General features: G+C 47.3%; 14 protein-coding genes. 6 read left to right on the top strand and 8 right to left on the bottom strand.

Going from position 1 to position 18,539, the window contains the following annotated elements; genetic code table 11:
- Positions 1–1,750, bottom strand: a 1,750-nt coding sequence (locus VIM72_RS21875) for a kelch repeat-containing protein (RefSeq protein ID WP_332004955.1), incomplete at its 3' end; no start/stop codon positions are given.
- A gap of 177 nt (positions 1,751–1,927) precedes the next feature.
- The gene (locus tag VIM72_RS21870) at positions 1,928–4,183 is read right to left on the bottom strand and encodes a hypothetical protein (protein WP_332004954.1); all 2,256 of its coding nucleotides are present in this window, start codon (positions 4,181–4,183) and stop codon (positions 1,928–1,930) included.
- A gap of 135 nt (positions 4,184–4,318) precedes the next feature.
- Here VIM72_RS21870 and VIM72_RS21865 point away from each other — a divergent pair, with 135 nt between their 5' ends.
- Positions 4,319–6,736, top strand: coding sequence for a mechanosensitive ion channel family protein (locus VIM72_RS21865; RefSeq protein ID WP_332004953.1), 2,418 nt, complete (start codon positions 4,319–4,321; stop codon positions 6,734–6,736).
- A gap of 1 nt (position 6,737) precedes the next feature.
- Here VIM72_RS21865 and VIM72_RS21860 read toward each other — a convergent pair whose 3' ends face one another.
- Genes VIM72_RS21860 through VIM72_RS21850 form a run of 3 tightly spaced genes read right to left on the bottom strand, consistent with a single transcriptional unit; the run spans position 6,738 to position 8,153 of the window.
- Positions 6,738–7,379 carry a DNA alkylation repair protein gene (locus tag VIM72_RS21860; protein WP_332004952.1) on the bottom strand — a complete coding sequence of 214 codons (642 nt, stop codon included), beginning with the start codon at positions 7,377–7,379 and terminating at the stop codon, positions 6,738–6,740.
- Between the two features lie 46 nt (positions 7,380–7,425).
- Complete coding sequence (locus tag VIM72_RS21855) at positions 7,426–7,764, bottom strand: TfoX/Sxy family protein (RefSeq protein WP_332004951.1); 339 nt, start codon at positions 7,762–7,764, stop codon at positions 7,426–7,428.
- Between the two features lie 8 nt (positions 7,765–7,772).
- Positions 7,773–8,153, bottom strand: coding sequence for a nuclear transport factor 2 family protein (locus tag VIM72_RS21850; protein WP_332004950.1), 381 nt, complete (start codon positions 8,151–8,153; stop codon positions 7,773–7,775).
- Positions 8,154–8,254: 101 nt separating this feature from the next.
- Here VIM72_RS21850 and VIM72_RS21845 point away from each other — a divergent pair, with 101 nt between their 5' ends.
- The 3 genes from VIM72_RS21845 (at position 8,255) to VIM72_RS21835 (ending at position 13,748) form a co-directional block, all read left to right on the top strand.
- Positions 8,255–8,662 carry a helix-turn-helix domain-containing protein gene (locus VIM72_RS21845; RefSeq protein WP_332004949.1) on the top strand — a complete coding sequence of 136 codons (408 nt, stop codon included), beginning with the start codon at positions 8,255–8,257 and terminating at the stop codon, positions 8,660–8,662.
- 338 nt (positions 8,663–9,000) lie between these two features.
- A complete protein-coding gene (locus tag VIM72_RS21840; protein WP_332004948.1) occupies positions 9,001–12,096 on the top strand; it encodes a SusC/RagA family TonB-linked outer membrane protein in 3,096 nt (1,031 codons plus the stop codon).
- 11 nt (positions 12,097–12,107) lie between these two features.
- Complete coding sequence (locus VIM72_RS21835) at positions 12,108–13,748, top strand: SusD/RagB family nutrient-binding outer membrane lipoprotein (RefSeq protein ID WP_332004947.1); 1,641 nt, start codon at positions 12,108–12,110, stop codon at positions 13,746–13,748.
- 71 nt (positions 13,749–13,819) lie between these two features.
- Here the strand turns inward: VIM72_RS21835 and VIM72_RS21830 are convergent, their stop codons facing one another.
- The 3 genes from VIM72_RS21830 to VIM72_RS21820 all read right to left on the bottom strand — a co-directional run bounded on the left by VIM72_RS21830 (position 13,820) and on the right by VIM72_RS21820 (position 17,467).
- Complete coding sequence (locus tag VIM72_RS21830; RefSeq protein ID WP_332004956.1) at positions 13,820–14,545, bottom strand: DJ-1/PfpI family protein; 726 nt, start codon at positions 14,543–14,545, stop codon at positions 13,820–13,822.
- A 111-nt stretch (positions 14,546–14,656) separates the two neighbouring features.
- Entirely contained in the window at positions 14,657–15,589 is a 933-nt protein-coding gene (locus tag VIM72_RS21825; RefSeq protein ID WP_332004946.1) for an AraC family transcriptional regulator, read from the bottom strand.
- Positions 15,590–15,628: 39 nt separating this feature from the next.
- The gene (locus tag VIM72_RS21820; RefSeq protein ID WP_332004945.1) at positions 15,629–17,467 is read right to left on the bottom strand and encodes a glycoside hydrolase family 18 protein; all 1,839 of its coding nucleotides are present in this window, start codon (positions 17,465–17,467) and stop codon (positions 15,629–15,631) included.
- A 94-nt stretch (positions 17,468–17,561) separates the two neighbouring features.
- Here VIM72_RS21820 and VIM72_RS21815 point away from each other — a divergent pair, with 94 nt between their 5' ends.
- The gene (locus VIM72_RS21815) at positions 17,562–17,711 is read left to right on the top strand and encodes a hypothetical protein (RefSeq protein ID WP_332004944.1); all 150 of its coding nucleotides are present in this window, start codon (positions 17,562–17,564) and stop codon (positions 17,709–17,711) included.
- Positions 17,712–17,956: 245 nt separating this feature from the next.
- Positions 17,957–18,529, top strand: a complete 573-nt coding sequence (locus VIM72_RS21810; protein WP_332004943.1) for a DUF4255 domain-containing protein — start codon at positions 17,957–17,959, stop codon at positions 18,527–18,529.
- Positions 18,530–18,539 lie beyond the last annotated feature (10 nt).

Raw genomic sequence — 18,539 nt, 5'->3', positions numbered from 1 at the left:
CGGTCACATCTTCCGGTTCGGCAGCCGGCGCTACCACCGGCAATGCGGAGGCTTCCTCTCCCTGCACCGGCGTTAATGGAATTGCAGCTACGGCGGGCTCATTAAAACGGCGTCTATATAAATAATATATAACAACTGCCGCCGGCACTATACCTGCCAGCCACCACCACCTTACGCCAGGCCCGGCGCCCGTTGCAGCCAACAACGCCAGCTGCCCCGGCGGAAAGGCCAGTGAATAGATGCGCACTTCGGTGGATTTATCCTTGTCCATTATCTGCGTTACTGCCAGCAACTGGTGGCTGCGTGAACAATAATACAGATCGGCGCTGGAGCGGTTGTCGAGGAATGCATAGGGAATTGTATCGCCTGCCAGCTGGTACTCCGGCCGTGACAAAGAGCCTTTCACCAGTTGTAAGCGCGACCGGAACCGGTCGTTCGGAAACATCAATGCATAATAACTATGATCAGTGGTGTCTATCACCATTGAAGATGCAAACACGAAAGGTTCCGCAGGCTCGGGTAAGGTATATACTTTCCTGATACGGTTACCCGCCACATCATATTGCAGCAGGTCGTAGTAGTAGCGTGGGTTCAGCATTTGTTCCCCGTTATCGCTGCCATAGCCGCCCAGCAGGTAAGCGGTATCTCCATTTGCGGTAGCGCCCAGGGCGGAAAGGTATCTTGGCTTATAATCCGTTTGCTGCACGTTTACTTCGTCCCATTTGCGGGTATTGAAAGTGAAGCGTTGCACCCTGTTCTTATATTTCAGCTGCCCATAGCCACCGAGTATATATAAGGCGTTATCGCTTTTGCGGATAAATTTATTGGTTTGCCAGTACTGGGTAATATCTGCGGAATCAAAAGGGATGTTCCAGCTGCGGGTGGCGGGCTGCCATGCTGCCAGCTGTTGCTGGTCGATATGCACGCTGTACAATGTACGGTTACCGGGGTTGTAGATAGATTGATAACCGGGGGCCAGGTATTCCTGCCGGCTCAGCGCCTCTGCTCTGGAAGAGTGATCGCGCAGGAGAAAACGATGGATACTGTCGGCCGCCACGATATATAATTCTTCTTCCGAAGGATCAAAAGTATAACTTCCATTACCCTTCACCGTTAGTACCTTCAGCAGTTGCCATTGCTGGTGCAGCGGCGTACCCCAAACCGGGTTGATCACATTGGCCACACGGCGGCGGATACTGTCTTCCGCACGGGCGCCGGCCATTTCATTCAGCGGCCAGAAGGCATCCATTTTATTATTGCGGTACAAGGCAATGCTTTTTACCTGCATAGGCGGCACATCGCTGGTTTTAAAGCTGTGCAGCTGGCAGGCGCCGAAAAAAATACGGAAGCACTGATCTTTCAATACGATCCTTTTACTCCCGGAATTTTTACCATTCACGGTGAGCGACAGCATCTGCCCGTTATATTGCAGGCTGCAGGTATTCCAGTGATGAAACAGGAGGGCGCTGTCTATCCTGAAATCAAGCTGCGTATATACATCTCCGAAAACAACGCTGAATTGCTGTTCGCGGTGATTATAGATAAGATCAATATTCTGATGATGGTTATTAATAAGCCTTACCACATAGCCATAATACACGTTCCTGTCGGGGAAGAAGCTAAAGTCGAACGACAAACCGAAGCTTCCATCCATACAAATCGGGTCCTTGCCGTTCAATACCAGCGAAGTTCTCTTCTCCTGTACCTGCTCAAAGGAGGAGAAGACCAGGCCCTGCGACTTTGCAGGCAAATAAAAAAGTAAAAATATCCCCGCAAACAGCAGGGCTTTAAAGGAGCACATATTCATGGTGGAACACTAAAGGGCGCATCGATCTGAAAACAGGCTGCAAGTTATAATATTATATCATAACCGGCAGGTATTTGAATGAATGTATGCGTATTTTGGTGGTTTATGCCTCCCATTCCGCTATGCTTCAGCATTTTTGCGGTCGCCCACATGTGTTGATGAGGATGAAGTAGTAACAGGTGGTGATAACGGCTGGAAGGGAGGTATATCCTGTTGCGGTGGCGTAGTTCCGCCTGTTGTAAGCGGCACAAACGGGCCCGGGTCTGTTTTATGTTTTTTATCGTCATCCCCGTCCTTTTTCAGTTCTGCTTCCGGTTTACGTTTCAGCGGCTCTGCCTTCTTTGCTTTATCAAGCGCATCATCGAGTTTATTGTATGCTGATTGTAACAGTTCATCCCTTTTGTTTGCATCAAATAATTTCCCGGGAGCTGTCCAGAAATTTTTATACTTGTCAAAGATATCTTTTGCGTCTTTATCAAATTTATTTCTTCTCCATTCTTCCGTTAATTGCGGCAGGTAATGGGAACTGATAGCATTCCTGAGCTCATTCACGAGGCCTTCGGCAAAACTGTTTTTGTTTTTCGCCAGTTGCTCATTGAGCAATATATTTTTGTCCTTTACCATTTGCTGAAACAACGGCGCCAGCAACTCCGGGAGCGTTCTTTCACCGATCCTTACATCTTTCTCCCAATCGGCCCTGGTTTTGCTGAGTGTTTTTTCCTGTATATCTGTAAAGCGTTTCCTGTACTCCGGGTTAAGCTCCGGTGTATACTTATCCATTTCTTTTCTGAAAGCCGGTTCCAGTTCCCGCAACCATTTTGCCTGTTTGAGCTCAGCAAGGGTTTTGACCTCATATTTGGGAGCATCCGTTTTGGGTGGCGTTTTAACCAGCTTCTTATCTTCCGCTGCTTTTTTTACTTCCTTTATTTTCTCTGCATAGGTTAACAGGTTAGCGTCTCTTTCCGTTTTTTTGGCAATTACGAAAGACTGTCCTCCCATAGTGTCTGTAGTGAGGATCTTATCTCCATGAATAAATTCTATTTTCTGTGCAGGTATTTTAATCAGTTCGTAGCCCGGTGGCATTTTGAATGCGGTGGTCACCTCCAGGTTATATTCCTTACTCACAAGTGATGCCTTGTCCAGCCCCAAAGGCAGAAAAAGATAGTCGAACGACGGCCCGTTTATAATATATTTCCCGAAGAGATGATAATCCGGCGGCACTTCTTTCAAATCCCCGGTCAGTGAGCTGTAATAGCCTGGTATAAAGGTTTCCGCCACAGGGGCGATAGTTCCCTTTACAGGGCCCGTTGCTGTGGGCAAGGTATGTGGCACTGTTTCATTGAAGATCGGGGATTTGCCGCTTAACCTCCAGTGATCGGGGTCACTGCCATCCTTGCCGGGAATTCGTTCCATTGGCTTAACGAGGAACCTGAACTTTGCAGGAAGTTTCGTTTCCTCCAGGAAGTTTCCATTATAGTAGCCTTTATATGTTCCCCAGTCCAGTGATTCCGCTTCAAACCTCACCACTTTATTATTGGCATTTACCGCGTCTTTGGTTTTGGCTTCCACAGTTGTTTTCATTACAGTATTAAATGCTGTGGAGATGGGCACTATATTATCATTGGTACCCGGGCCATGCAGGTGATCGTTCAGCATATGCCCACGTATATATTTGACCCTTTTATTAAGAGCGGTGAACAGCTTTGAGTCTTCTGAAGGGGAACTTCCCACTATACCATCCATTCTTGGGAGGATACTGAGGGGCTCCATAATTACTTCCTTGCAGAAAGCATCTCCATCCACCGCGTGCAGGGACGAACTTTTTTTACGGGAAGGCGGCCGTACTTTTTTCATTACGTTACCCGACAGTGCGTTCAATTGCTGAAGGTATACAGCGATCTGTTTCAACTGGTTTACGGCTAACACTCTTTGCTGCTTTGTAGCCGCCACATGTTTAGACGTTTTCAGCTTGCCGGTTGATTTACTGACCCTGTTCGCCGCTACGGTAACACCATAGGTATTGGCATGCACCTGTTTAGCCAGCGTTTCTATATCATCCAGCAGTTTGACAATAGCCGGGGTCATATGCCCGGTATGTTTGGTACGTTTTCTTTTGAGGAAAAGCTCCAGCGTTTCTTTATCTGAATGCACCCATAGCTGGCCATCGGCCGTATCCAGGATGAGGGTATGCGCTTCATCTTCCCCATCATCGTTCATGTCCAGCAGCAATGGCTCCATCAGCTCTCCTTTCGGGGATGTTTCTTCCTGCGGAGGCGCTGCCGCAACTACTGCGGGCATCGCAATGCCATGAGTAGCCGGTTGATTGGCGGCGGCCTGGGAAGTAACAAAGGTATCCGGTGAGGCAGGGGCCTTCATAGAGATGGTTATTTATAAGGAAGTTACAAAATTTTATCTTTTATTTTAACTATCGCCGCCGTTTTGTTGTTGATAGGATTAATCTTATATTAATACGAAATGCCTGTTTTTTAGCGATGTTAATTTTATTGGCCAATGAAGATCCTGTTGCTTGTATTCATCATAATATGCCCCTTTGTATCTGCCGCGCAGGTGGATAGTACCAGTTCGGTGATCCGGACTTTAAGAAAGCTTAGCGTCACCGAATCTGAAAAAAGCATTAAGAAATATAATGAGGAGAAAACCGCCAGCCGCCAGCGGGCAACGCTTCAATATATCCAGGTTTTTAACCAGCAGGCAAAAATATTTCTTAAAAGAGGCATCGATACCATTGCATTCAACAGGTTCCTGGCAGATGTTAAGCATTCCCTGACACTCGTGAAAGACGGTATCCTGGTTAACAAGGGCACCAATCAGACACAGCGGAACCTGGATGTATCGTCGGCTATACTTAATGAATTGTATGCGCGCGTTAGCAACAGGAAACAATTACTGCAGAATTATTCGGCCAGGATCACCGCACTGAGCTTCCAGATCGATTCACTTTCCAGCGACCCTTCCCTGTACGCATTCCCCGAAGATTCTGCCGGCGCAGTAAAGGTGATAAAGCGGCTATATGTAACGGCGGTGGCGGTATCGCCGGTAGACAGCGCCCTGGAAAAAGCCGCCGGCATTGTGGAAGAACAGCAGCTGAAAACAGACCTGCTGCTGTTTGACATTAATTCCACCAGGGAGGATATGGAAATATACAGCGGTCATCTTTCTGGCCAGTCGTTTCAACAGGAATTCCCTTTCATCTGGCAGGACCCGATATTCTCAAGGCCCCTGTCAGACATCCTCCGGTTTTCCGTTGCCAAGGAAATGATGTTGCTCCGGTTCTACGCAGAAGATCATTTGCTCAGGATATTTTTCATGTTGTTTCTGCTGGCGGGGGCCTGGTATTTTTTATATTCTCTGAAAAAACAGATACAGGCATCTTCTTACTCCAATACCAGCACACTGGTTATTACCCACCCTGTGGCAACTGCCCTGCTGATCACGTTCTCCATTTTTCAATTCCTGTTTGCGGCGCCTCCTTTTATTTTCAGTTTTATACTTTGGGTTGTTTCCGCCATCAGCCTGGGGATCATTTTCAAAGGATATATCAGCGCCTACTGGCAAAGGTTCTGGATCATTGCCACCCTTCTTTTCATACTGGCTGGTATAGACAATATCATTTTACAGGCCTCCAGGCCGGAGCGGTATTTTATGCTGGCAGTATCTGTTGGCGGAAGCATTTTTATGGCTACCCTGCTGATCAATAAAAAAAGAAGTGAGCTCAGGGAAAGAAAGATCCTCTACTTCATTGTAATATTCCTGTTGTTTGAAATCAGTGCCTCCCTGTTGAATATACTGGGCCGCTTCAATATGGCAAAGGCATTCATGATCAGCGGGTATGTGAGCTTAATTATGGGCATCGTGTTCCTGTGGGCCATCCGTCTTATTAACGAAGGATTGGTGCTTGCTTCCGGTGTATATAAGCAGCCCAGCAGGCAGCTGTTTTACCTGAACTTTAACCGGGTAGGCCAAAAGGCGCCGGCCATCTTTTATATTATACTTGCTTTGGGATGGGTACTGATAGTGGCCCGTCATTTCTACCATCTCCGCGGTTATGCCGCCTCCGTCAATAATTTTGTGACGATGGAACAAAGCATAGGCGACTACAGGTATTCCATTGCAGGCATTTCCATTTTTATTTTTGTTTTGCTTTGTTCCGTTTTCCTGTCGAGGCTGGTTTCCTATTTTGCAGCTGAACATGATATTCCCAATAATACAGAGAATACCCGTAAAAAATTTTCACCGGGCAGCTGGCTGCTCGTTATCAGGATCTTTATCATTACAGCGGGATTGATCCTGGCATTTGCAGCAGCCGGCATACCGATCGATAAATTTGTGATTGTGCTGGGCGCGCTGGGCGTGGGCGTAGGACTGGGTCTGCAGGGATTGGTGAATAACCTGGTGAGCGGCCTTATCATCTCTTTTGAAAAACCGGTAACAGTAGGTGATATCATTGAATTCAACGGGCAGTTTGCCACGGTAAAATCAATAGGTTTCAGAAGCAGCATTGCCAAAAGCATAGACGGCGCCAACCTGATTATTCCCAATGGCGACCTGCTAAGCCAGCAGCTTACCAACTGGACCATGGGCAATAATTTCAGGCGATGCCACTTAATGGTAGGGGTAGCGTACGCCACCGATATCAACCTTGCCAGAACACTGTTGCTTGATCTGTTCAAAGGAGATGAAAGAATTCTTGCTTATCCTGCACCGGGCGTTTTCTTCAAAGATTTTGGCGACAGTGCTATTGAAATAGAACTGATTTACTGGATCAGGGATATCAAAGAATATTTACCTGTAAGAAGTGAGCTTATTATGAAGATATCCGAAGCATTCAAAAATGCCGGTATCACCATACCATTCCCTCAACAGGATGTATACATAAAAAAAGAAACCGGTTCCCGCGATGATAAATAATTTATTTTTTCAACTTATCTACCTGAATGGCTATTAATTTGGGTAAATAATTAGGCGTACAATTTTTAGCGACTATTTCATCTTTATACAGCCCTGTACGTTCTCCAATTGCGATACATCTTGAACGATATTTTTCTTCAAAAATTCCGATTTGCGCTGCAGTGAAATTCATTGCCCATTGTACTTCCGGCACTTCTTTTTCAATGCGTGCTTCAATTTTAGCAAGTAATTCTTCACTATTTGGCGGTGGTGTTTGTCCTACCCAACGTAAACGGGCCTGATAATACCAAAAAACCCGCCTTTGTAGTGATGATTGGCTGTTTTCCCAGGATTCCATTAATGAAATTGTCTTTTTGTCTTTGGAAAGTTGGTTGGCCATTAACCAGTCAATTAACTGAAGTTTTTCATCTTCCTTATGTTGCCTGATGTCGTTATCTAAATTGTCAATGAGTTTTTGGGAGAGTTGTTTTTTATCCATAATAAGAATTGCCAGCTGCCGGGGTAAAAACTGACCTGTTGACCAAAGTTCCAAAGCTAATTCATGGTCTTTTTTAATCTCACCCGCAATTTTCCGCAGGTCTCCCAGCTTAGTGTCTGTATTGATTGTAGCCAGGATATTTTTTGCTTGTGAAGAGAGTCCCATATCAATCTTTTATTTTTCGAGACAATAAATATAATAATCCGCAGGATCATTTTTTAACGGATGCTTTTGCCTTACCGTTAAATCCAAGCGCCAGTTTCACCCAATAGTCAAAAGCCGCTTTTGTTTTAAGGCTGTCGTCATCAACATAAACATATCCTTTGTAGGCGCGGCCTTTCATGATTACGGTACTGCTGCCTTCTTTTTTAAGCGCCTCATCATGAATAGCGGGGTCAATGCGGCACATCATACGGCCGGGGCCTGCGGCCAGGCACATTTTACCATCTACCATAAATGCCAGGCTGCCAAACATTTTCTTCTCTTCCACATCCGGCAGATGGGCAAGGGCCTGCCTGATCCTTGCTGCTAACTTTTCATTGTAAGCCATAGCAGGAATTATTTGGGGATGTTCTTATCAAAAGTAAGCGTATCAAAAAAGATCCGCAGGGAGGTCAGTTTGCCATCCCTTGCTTTCCATAATTCCGCCACATCGCCGTTTATAGCGGCGCCGTTGGGGAATATGAAATCATAGTTCCCGGTAACATAAGCATTGTTGCCCTCGATGATCATTTCTTTTACACGCATGGATTGAAACGTGCGGGAGAAGCGTTTTATCACTTCGACATAAGCGGCTTTTCCCACAGTGGGTTCGGGATTGGTCATATTACCGCCAATGAATATAAAATCATCAGCAATAACAGGCTCCCAGCCTTCTTTCTTTGCAAAGCCCTGGTAATAGGCTTCCAGCAATTGTTTGGTTGAAGCGGAGTTTTCCATATCGTGTTTTTTTAGTGGGGAGATAATTTTAAAAGCTATTGCATTTTGCAAGTGAAAATACTGAAAGTTATTGTAAATTGCAAGTACTTTAAATTACCTGTATGGATAAAACACGGTCGGATTGCCCAATCAGTTGTTCCCTGGATGTTTTCGGGGATAAATGGTCACTGCTGATCATAAGGGATATCATGCTCAGGGGAAAACTGTCATACAGCGAGTTCCTGGACTCAGAGGAAAAGATAGCGACCAATATCCTGGCCAACAGGCTGGGCGTACTGGAGGCGGAAGGTATACTCACCAGGAAAGTTTCGCCGGCCAATAAGTCGAAGTTTATTTACAGTCTTACCCAAAAGGGGATCGACCTCTTACCCATCATCATCGAGATCATGGACTGGGGTGCAAAATACAATGAGAACTGCCCAAGAAGGGAACTTGGAAAGAAAATAAAGAAAGATAAAGCTGCCGCCATCAAAGAATACTTCGCCAAACTGAAGAAGCAGTTCACCTAACCGGTTACCCTGCAGCCATTCCCTGTAGCCCTGCTAACTCTACGTTACAACACACTTTCTCCTGCCCTGCTGTTGAAATACTATCCCTGAAGCCATCTTAAAAAAAGAGCATTTTATATTACCTACAAGTCATTTTTGCGCTTATCTTAGTATCATGTTTATGCTTAGAGAAAATCGTTTTTTTAGTTGCCCGACAGTATAGTTCAACCAAAACAGAGCCTGTTCCTGTAACACGACCAACGTTCGCATTGTAGAAACAAGATCACGTAAACAACCTGTAAATCCAAACGCGCGTGTAATACTCAACCAAATATCAGTTTCATTTAAAACAACAGAACATGAGAAAACCTCTCCGGCTATTGGTGACCTTGTCACTGATACTGCTAATGTTGCCCAACGCTGCGTATGCGCAGGAACTAAAACCCATTACCGGCCTGGTGCTGGCCGACGATGGTAACCCGTTGCCAGGCGTTACCGTCAGAATTAAAGGCAGCAACCGTAATGCCCAAACGGATGCAACAGGTCATTACCGCATCAGTGTAAGCCCCGGCGATGTACTGGAATTTTCCTTCATCGGCTACGAAAGCCAGCACATCCCTGTAGGTAACAGCACTACCATCGATGTAAAGATGCTTACCAGCTCCAGCTCACTTGAACAGGTGATTGTAACGGGAATGGGTATCAAAAAAGAAAAGAAAGCACTTGGCTACTCGGTGCAGGATATTAAGTCGGCCGAATTGCTTAAAAACAAAGACCCTAACCTCGTCAATTCCCTCAACGGTAAAATTGCAGGGCTGAACATCACCAATTCCGGGGGCGCACCCGGCGCTTCCGCCTCCATCATCATTCGCGGAGGCACCTCGCTGGAAGGCAATAACCAGCCGTTGTTCATCATTGATGGTATGCCCATGGACAACTCCACCGGGCAGGGCGATAACAGCGCATTCGACGGCTCCATTAACCAGAGCACTACCTACAGCAACCGCGCCATGGATATCAACCCGGAGGATATAGAATCCATTTCCGTGCTGAAAGGACCTGCCGCCGCTGCGCTTTATGGCCTGCGTGCCGCCGCCGGCGCTATTGTGATCACCACCAAAAAAGGTACAGCCGGTAATATAGCCGCTTCCGTTACCAGCCGCTATATTACCAACTGGGTAAACCGGCTGCCCAAACAGCAAAGCGTTTATAAACAAGGTTCCAGGTACAGCGGTACCCTTACCGATCAAACGGCAATGTCGTGGGGAGATAAATTTGGCGCGGGCGATAAGATCTACAACAATATGAAGGACTTCTTCAAAACCGCCAATGCGTTCGACAACAGCTTCACCGTTTCAGGAGGTAGTACCAATGGCAATTTCTATTTATCCGGTTCCAATCTGAACCAATCAGGCGTAGTGCCTTCTACCGATTTTGAACGCTCCACCGTGCGGTTCAACGGAGAGCAAAAGATAGGCATTTTCACTTTTGGCGTAAATGCCACCTATGCGCGGAGCGAAACCCAGAAAACGCTTACAGGAAGCGGCCTGTGGGCCTCCGGCGGATCAGGCTACATGGAAAGTATAGTTGCATGGCCACGGAACGATGACATGAAAGTATGGCTGAATGCCGATGGCTCCAAACACCGGCTGCTACCAGATATCCCGCTAGACACCGATGTTGATAATCCCTACTGGATCATTTACCGCAACCCGCAGTCCGACAAAACCACCCGTTTTATAGGCACTGCCTATGTGAATGTAAAAGTGACAAGCTGGTTTGACGCCACCTACCGTTTAGGAGTAGATAACTATTATACGCAGCTGCGGAATTTAATCTCCCCCGGCTCCAGTGTAAAGGAAGGCTGGCAAAAAGGAATGCTGTCTGAAACAGAGCGGAACTACAATTATGTGAACTCCAACCTGATGCTGAACTTCCACAAAACATTTCATAAAGATTGGGACGCGAGCCTCCTGTTAGGAGCTACTACCGAAGACGCCTACACGAAATCCAATTCGGCCCGTGCAGAAAACTTCACCATCCCCACCTTTGTCAGCATTAACAACGCAGCCAAGGAAAACCAGTATATCAGCCAGGGAATTTCCCGCAGAAGACTGGCGGGCTTCTATGGAGACCTGCGGCTATCGTACAGGAATATCGTGTTCCTGAGCGCTACCGGGCGTAACGATATCGCCTCTACCCTGCCGGAGCAGAACCAATCGTTCTTTTATCCGTCTGTAAGCGGAAGCCTGGTGTTCACGGAACTGATTCCCAAAAACAATATCCTGAGCTTTGGTAAAATACGCGCATCCTGGGCACAGGTAGGTAAAGATGCTCCTCCCTATCAGACCAATACCTACCTGTTCGGCCCTGAGCTTACCATTGGCGGCGGCTTCCGCAACTACTGGTCGAGAGGAAACGATAACCTGAAACCGGAAACCACCACCTCTACCGAGTTTGGTACGGAGATGCGTTTCCTGAACGGCCGGCTGGGATTTGATTTCACCTGGTATGTTACCAACAGCCGCGACCAGATCCTGACGCCACGGGTAAGTAATGCCACCGGTTATATTCTCAGCTCTGTGAATACCGGTACCATTGAAAACAAAGGCATAGAAATATCCATAAATGCCACACCGGTAAAACGGAAAAACTTCAGCTGGGATATAGCGCTCAATGCGTCGCATAACAAAGGCGTAGTAAAATCCCTTCCAGGCTCCCTGCCTATCCTGTATGTAACAGACGTGCACCTGGCAACAGGTCAGGCTGCATCGTTTGATGGCGGCGTGTTTATGGGCGTAAGCGGTTCCGTATGGCAGAAAGATGAAAACGGTAACCTGCTACTCGACTGGAACACCGGTTATCCCATTCCTACTACTTCGCTTACTACGTATATAGGTAACCGTGAGCCTGATTTCCTGGGTGGACTGAACAACAGTTTTAACTATAAGCAGTTTAACTTTTCCTTTCTCTGGGATTTCCGGGTAGGCGGAGATGTGTATAACGGTACCGATTACCTGCTTACCTCCTATGGCCTGAGTGAACGGACCTTAAACCGCGACAGCGAAATTTCCTTTACCGGCGTAGCCAAAAATCCCACCACCGGGAAGTTTGAACCGGTAAGCAGAACGGTAACGGCATCTGAAAAATACTACCGGGACATCTATATAAAAAATGCTCCTTTCTTCCTGGAGAAAGTAAACTGGATGAGGCTTCGTTCTGTTTCCCTCTCCTGGTCGCTTCCTAAAACATGGCTCAGCAATATGCGCTGGCTGAGAGATGCCACCGTAACCGCCACCGGCACCAACCTGGTATTGTTTACCAACTATTCTGGTATGGATCCCGAAACCAGTACTGCCGGCGCAGGAGTAATAGGCTCCGGTTCCTCCGGCATCGATTATTGCGGTGTGCCTGCTACAGCAGGATTTGCCATTGGTTTAAATCTTAAATTCTAAATGTGCGGAACATGAAAAAAGTATGCTTGCTCATCAGCCTGTCGTTTACCCTTGCTTCCTGTAAGAAATGGGTAGATGTAAACGACAATCCCAATAGCGCCAATTCAACGGTACCTACGGCAGAACAACGGCTGCCTCCACTCATTGCACAGTTCTGCGATGCGTATGAAAGCACCGGTACCCGTGCCGCCTATCTTTCCCAGCAACTGGCCACCGTATACGCGGCGGGCGGAAGCAATTATAATCTCACCGCCTGGGTATCCAACACCACCAACATACAGTGGCCCTGGCAATGCTGGTATGTAAATACCGCCGTGAACGTAACGCCGCTGATCACTGCCGCTGAAAAAGTACAGGCATATCATTATATCGGTGCAGCCAAGATCATTAAAGCATGGGGCTTTGGCACATTATCAGACGTATTTGGCATGATGCCTTACGACCAGTTTGATGATCCCACTACCATCACGCCTAAGTTTGACCAGGGCGCCTACATCCAGGAAAAAGTGCTGGCACTGCTGGATGAAGCCATTGCCGACCTGCAGAAAACACAAGGCCCTACTGCGCCGCCATTGTCCAGGGGAGATATCCTCAACAACGGCAGCACCGACAAGTGGATCCGCCTGGCTTATGGCTTAAAGGCCCGCTGGCTGAATCATACTTCCGGGCTGCCTGGCTTCAACGCACAGGCAGTGCTGGATGCCGCATCAAAGGGCGCACAGTCCAAAGATCAAAGCACCGTGATGCAATATGTGGACGAAGGACCTGATGTTGCAGCTTCCGACAAACAAGCCTTACAATACACCAACACGGCTACTACTGCCAGGATCACCAAACTGTACATGGACTATCTCACCAACAACTATACCGGCGCGCCAAAAGGAGCTACTGATATGGAAGATCCGAGAATAGACCTGCTTATTCCCAGCACGGCAGACCAGAATGGAGTAATGCATCGTACACAGGCCGTGGATATGACTTCCGGCCTTACCAACACCCGGCCGCTATCTTATACGTATAACGCCAATACCAACACTTTTTCCAATCAGGACTCGGTTTATGTGATCCTGCGAAAAACACCGTATGCGCCAACGGCTACCGACCGCATACAATCTACCGGTACCTGGTATACCCGCAGGGGCGGAAAAGGTTTGTTGCTTACCAATGCGGAACTGCGTTTTATTGAAGCGGAGATCCTGATTAAACAATCGAAGAACACAGAAGCGCTTACCGCCTACAAAGCAGGCATACGTGCGCATATGGAACTGATGGATATTCCTGCAGGCACTATAGACGCGTTCCTGAACAGCAGTTCCGTGGTGCAGTCGCCGGCACTGCTTACCATCAGCCATATCATGATCCAGAAGTACATTGCCTTATCGTACTCCCCGGAAAACTGGGCCGACCTGCGCAGGTTGAATTACTGTACGGATGCAGCCGGAAACTATAACGAGGCAACAGGCGTTTACAAAGGGTTTAAACGCCCTGCACATGTGAACAGCCTGTATTACCCGGCTCAAACCGACTGGCCACGCCGTTTTGCGGTACCCAGTTATGAAATCAATTATAACAGCGAGCAGGTGCTGAGCGCTGATCCTACAGCAGGCAACCCTACTTATATCAGCCAGCCGGTATGGTGGAATAAAAAGTAGCATTGTTTTATATAAAGAAGAAGGCGTCTCAAAAATAGTTGAGACGCCTTCTTTATGTACAGGTATTTATCTCAGTGCTTCACGGTCATTCCCTGTTCCGGCACATACTTATCGTATTCCATATGCTTTGCGATACGCATTGCTTCGGCTTCTCCCTTCAGCTTCGCTACCAGGTGCAGGGCGCCGTCTATACCCGCGGAGATCCCCGCTGTGGTGAGGATACGGCCATTATCTACATACCGTACATTCGCCAGCACTTTTGCAGAAGGCACTGCCTGCTGTAAAGATTGTATACTGTTGTGAAAGGTAGTAACGGTAAGATTATCCAGCAAACCGGCCCTGCCCAATACAAAAGCACCGGTACATACAGAGAAGTAACCTTTGGTAGCGGCATCACGGCTTTTGATCCAGCTGATCACTTCCGGATCACCGGCGGCCACCCCATCATCTCCGCCGAATATCGCGAAAATGTCGGCCGGTGGCGCATCCTGTATACTATAATCAGGTATTACTTTCAGCACGCCCTGTACAGTTACCGGCGCTTTCGTTTTGCCAACTGTAAATATCCTGAACCCCGCATAGGAAAAGACTTCCAGCGGACCAGCAAAATCGAGCACCTCCGTGCCATCATACAAATAGAAACAGATGCTGCCGGCTTCCTGCCGGGAGGCTTTTGAGGTCTGTTGTGGTATCAGCCTCATCCCGCAATGAGGGCACTTTCCGGGTTGCTGATATACAATTGAATCACAGCGGCCGCAGGGAGGGCAAACATAGCTCCCCGTTTGCTGTTGCGCCATGCTCCACAAGGGTATGCATAGCAATAAAAAGAAAAAATGTTTCATATGGTGTGATTGTGCCTGCAAGTTACGGCGGCGGTACCCTGCAAAGAAGGACAAACAAGCTGCCGATCAGGCCATTTTAGCTTTCAGGCCCGCTTTCTTCGCCAGCTGGCCCAGCTGCCGTGTGCTGCCGATCCCGCAGGTTTTGGCTACCCATGCCAGCTTCTCACCTTCCTTCAGCAATTGCATGGCTTTCTCTTCCCGCAGAACGCGGATATACTCCCCTATAGTAATACCAGTGATAGATTTGAAGAGACGGGTAAGGTTGCGCTGCGACATATACACCATTGCCGCCAGTTCGGAAAGGACCAGTTTAGTATGGAGATGATGGGTGATATGATCCTGTACAGCATGTACCTGGTGATTGATATGCTGCCGGTGTTGCAAATGGATGCTTTGCTGCGACGATGCTCCATCACGGCGGATATATACCACCATGTCCCTGGCCACCGTATAAGCGAAGGCTGGTCCATGATCTTCCTCCACGAGGAACAGCGCCAGGTCAATACCCGTGCTGATACCGGCGCTGGTGTAGATGTTATCGCTCTTTATGAACAACCTGTTCTCTATTACCTTTAACTTCGGGAAGTGTTGCTGCAGCGCCCTGGTATAGCCCCAATGCGTTGTACAGCTGCGGCCATCGAGCAGGCCTGCCACCGCCAGCGCAAAGGCGGCAGTACAAACAGAGCATACCGTAGCGCCTATCCCTGCCGCATGTTGTAACCAGGGTATCCATATACCGTCATCTGCATGATCCCATTTCGACAGGTCCATACCTGCTACGATCACAATATCTTCCGGCTGTACCGTGATGGCGCCCAACGGCTCCACCTGTGTAAAACCCAGTCCTGATGAGGTTCCCGGTGCTGTAAAGGGCGATACATACCGCAATTCATAAGGATGGCCGCAACAACCTGCTTCGTAAAAAACAGTGACCGCGCCCGCCAGGTCAAGCAGGTGCACATGATCAAACAAGAAGAAAATAACGCGTCTTTTTTTCATGCTGCTAAGATAACAAAGCACCTGCATTCATGATAACCGTTAAGGCACATCATCATCTTTCAAAAACGGTTGCAGGAAAAAGTGCATGATCAGCAATCCAAGTACAAATCCGATACCCAGTATGGCCAGTACACTTGTTAGCGGTACGCTATGGCATTCCCCTGGTATGCTGCTGATGCCTACAAACGGCATTTCCTTATTGAGAAAAAGCGCCATAAACCCGCTCACCACGGTAAGCAGGATCAATACAATCAACAACATCAACAACTTCTTCCGCCACTTCCAGTCGTCCCCCTGTGTTTTCACAAAATAAAAATAGGCGGCACCCGCAATGAGAAATAGAACAAAGAAACCAATGGTGAAATAAACAAAATACGTGTCGCCTTCATATTGCGACACATCCACGCTGCAGGGATCTTTGAATAAAATAGCATAGATACGCAGCTCTCTCTTTACACGCTGCCAGAAAGTTAAATTTTTGGGGATAGGCGGATACAGGGAAACCGTATCCAGGAAAAGTGTATCTGTTACTACAAATTTGTCGACCAGCGCATCAGAAAGATCTGTAGTGCCATTGTCTGCACCCAGCGTCCACAGGGCCACACCGCCAAGTTTATTCTTCAGCACAAAGTCGTATTTCATAGACATACTGATGCCATCATCAAACCAGATCTCTTCTTTCACTACTCCATACTGATCTCTTACTTCAATAAAAAAAGTGGCGGTAGTTTCATCGAAGATGGGAACGGTATCAGAAGGATACTGTTTACGTATATCGCTGTAACTAACATAGCGGCTGAAAACATCGGGGCTGCCATCCCTTCCCTTTTTCCATACAGCGCCATAGTAAGGCAGTAAGAGAGCAACCTGCGAAGGAGGAATATCGCCTTGGAGATATCTGGTAACAGCGCCGGTCAGAGACTTTGAAGGGTTGCCATCCAACGGCGCCAATGGTCCCGCCGTTTCACCACCCGCCTGTGTAAAATCAATGATAAATAAATCCACGTAGCTATGGAGCGCGCGCAGGTCATAGTTGTAGGAAGGATCATAGGGCGGTACCACTACATTGATCTTAAAATTTGCATTTGCTTTCTTCAATGCCCCGGAAAGCATGATGATAAAACTACTGAAAGCGGCACGTTGATTATCCGGTAATGCCTGGAAATAAATAGTCACGCCATCTGCTTTCTGTTGTACCAGCAAACGGGCAAGGCTATCCGAAAATATGGTCTGTGCATTTTTACTTTTCAGCAATGCCAGTATATTGCTGCTTTTTTTATCCAGGAAAAGAAACTGCAGGTTGCATCCTGCCGACACCGCATCGGGAATGGATCTCACCTGATCCTGCCGGAAGGCCGGCTCTATCTGACCGGTTTGCCCGTTTACCAGGTAACCAAGAAAACTATAGGTACTTAATGCGTTAAAGTTGTAGGTAGTATAATCCTGCTCCATCCAGTATGGCTGGATGCCCATTACATTTACTTTTTGTGAAAGCCGCACCAGGTAACGCGCCCCGAGACTATCCCCCATTCTCAATGTATCTACCTGGTCAGGCGGGCGCCCGTACAGTGAGCGTACAGTATTCAGGTGAGCAGCCTTCGCATTCTCTGCATCCTGCTCCTCGCTTTTCTGCTGTAGTATCGGCATCATCTTATCTACCAGTGCATCCAGGTCTGTTCCGGGCACAGCGCTGTCCGGTTCCTGCACCGCTTTTTTACCGGCGGTGTCAGTAGCTGGTCCGGCAGGTTCGTTAGCATGACTTGCAGCAATCTGGTTCAGTAATGCCATCAGCGAATCAAACTGTTGGTTCTCTTTTTTGGTTAACGCTGCATTCAATTTTCGTATGTCATCCTTACTAACTACCAGCGAATCTGTCAAAGTCTGGTTGATGATATATAAAACGCGTGCGCGCTCGCGCGCCTGGGCATTATGTCGGAAACGGAAGAATTTTAAAATACGCTGTATCAGTTTTGTGTTGACAGAAGTATCCTGCGGCAGCTTTGGAGGCTTCGGCGCTTTCGGCATTGGTGGCGGCTTTGGCGGTTTTGGTAACTTAACCGGCGACTCCTGGAAACAACCATACATGCAGGTATTACTGCCGTATACGGTGTTGTTGCAATGAAAGAAAATGAGGTATGCAATTATCAGGGCAGTTATTTTTCGAGAGGGATTCATCAGGATGCTTAAGAGAAATAAAAGATAGAAAAATATTTTTTCAAATAAAAATATTTAAATCGCTTTTTTGAATTTATATTGTGACATCAACTTGAAAACTCGAAATCATTCTCAAAATAACGGACCTCATTCAGCCCGGATAATTTACAGGACAGTACACACATCACACGGTAAGAATTAAATACAATTCCAATGATCTATGAAGCCCTTAGCTGTGTTACAGAAGATATCAACAATAGCCTGAAGCGAAAATTACAGATCAACGAAGATAAAATGATCCTCTCCGGTATAGTAAACCAGGATGGTTCCATTGCCATACAGGGAGAAAACAAAATGCTTGTAACGCTTGTCAATGTTGAAAAAGAAACAGCGAGAACATCCATATCCAACAGCGGCGCCGGTATGTACAATACTTCAGCAGCAGCCGTTTCCATCAATCTCTATGTCCTGTTTTCTGCTTACTTCAGCAGCAGTAACTATGCACAGGCCCTACGATTCCTTTCATACACCGTGGCATTCTTTCAATCTAAAAATACTTTTACCGCACAAAATACGCCATCGCTGGATGCAGGCATCAGCAAGCTGGCATTTGAACTGGAAAGCCCCGGGCCAGACAGGTTAAACAACATGTGGGCCACGCTGGGCGCCAAATACATGCCATCCGTGTTGTATAAAGTGCGCATGTTAACGTTCGACGATTCGATTATTAAAGAATACAGGCCAGCTATTGCGGGCACTGCCGGGGATCTGTTACCGGCCAGATAATATTATCCTT

Source organism: Chitinophaga sp. (assembly GCF_036569185.1).
In the GTDB taxonomy this organism is placed as follows: Bacteria; Bacteroidota; Bacteroidia; order Chitinophagales; family Chitinophagaceae; genus Chitinophaga.
The sequence above is the reverse complement of the archived record's forward strand: the minus strand, read 5'-3'. Positions and strand labels throughout refer to the sequence as shown.

Bases quoted from the DNA above. Each gene is read 5' to 3' on its own strand.
- VIM72_RS21860 (WP_332004952.1), bottom strand. From the start codon at position 7,379: ATGGGACTCTCTTCACAAGCAAAAAATATCCTGGCTACAATCAATACA.
- VIM72_RS21865 (WP_332004953.1), top strand. From the start codon at position 4,319: ATGAAGATCCTGTTGCTTGTATTCATCATAATATGCCCCTTTGTATCT.
- VIM72_RS21870 (WP_332004954.1), bottom strand. From the start codon at position 4,183: ATGAAGGCCCCTGCCTCACCGGATACCTTTGTTACTTCCCAGGCCGCC.
- VIM72_RS21840 (WP_332004948.1), top strand. From the start codon at position 9,001: ATGAGAAAACCTCTCCGGCTATTGGTGACCTTGTCACTGATACTGCTA.
- VIM72_RS21845 (WP_332004949.1), top strand. From the start codon at position 8,255: ATGGATAAAACACGGTCGGATTGCCCAATCAGTTGTTCCCTGGATGTT.
- VIM72_RS21855 (WP_332004951.1), bottom strand. From the start codon at position 7,764: ATGGCTTACAATGAAAAGTTAGCAGCAAGGATCAGGCAGGCCCTTGCC.
- VIM72_RS21850 (WP_332004950.1), bottom strand. From the start codon at position 8,153: ATGGAAAACTCCGCTTCAACCAAACAATTGCTGGAAGCCTATTACCAG.
- VIM72_RS21825 (WP_332004946.1), bottom strand. From the start codon at position 15,589: ATGAAAAAAAGACGCGTTATTTTCTTCTTGTTTGATCATGTGCACCTG.
- VIM72_RS21830 (WP_332004956.1), bottom strand. From the start codon at position 14,545: ATGGCGCAACAGCAAACGGGGAGCTATGTTTGCCCTCCCTGCGGCCGC.
- VIM72_RS21835 (WP_332004947.1), top strand. From the start codon at position 12,108: ATGAAAAAAGTATGCTTGCTCATCAGCCTGTCGTTTACCCTTGCTTCC.
- VIM72_RS21810 (WP_332004943.1), top strand. From the start codon at position 17,957: ATGATCTATGAAGCCCTTAGCTGTGTTACAGAAGATATCAACAATAGC.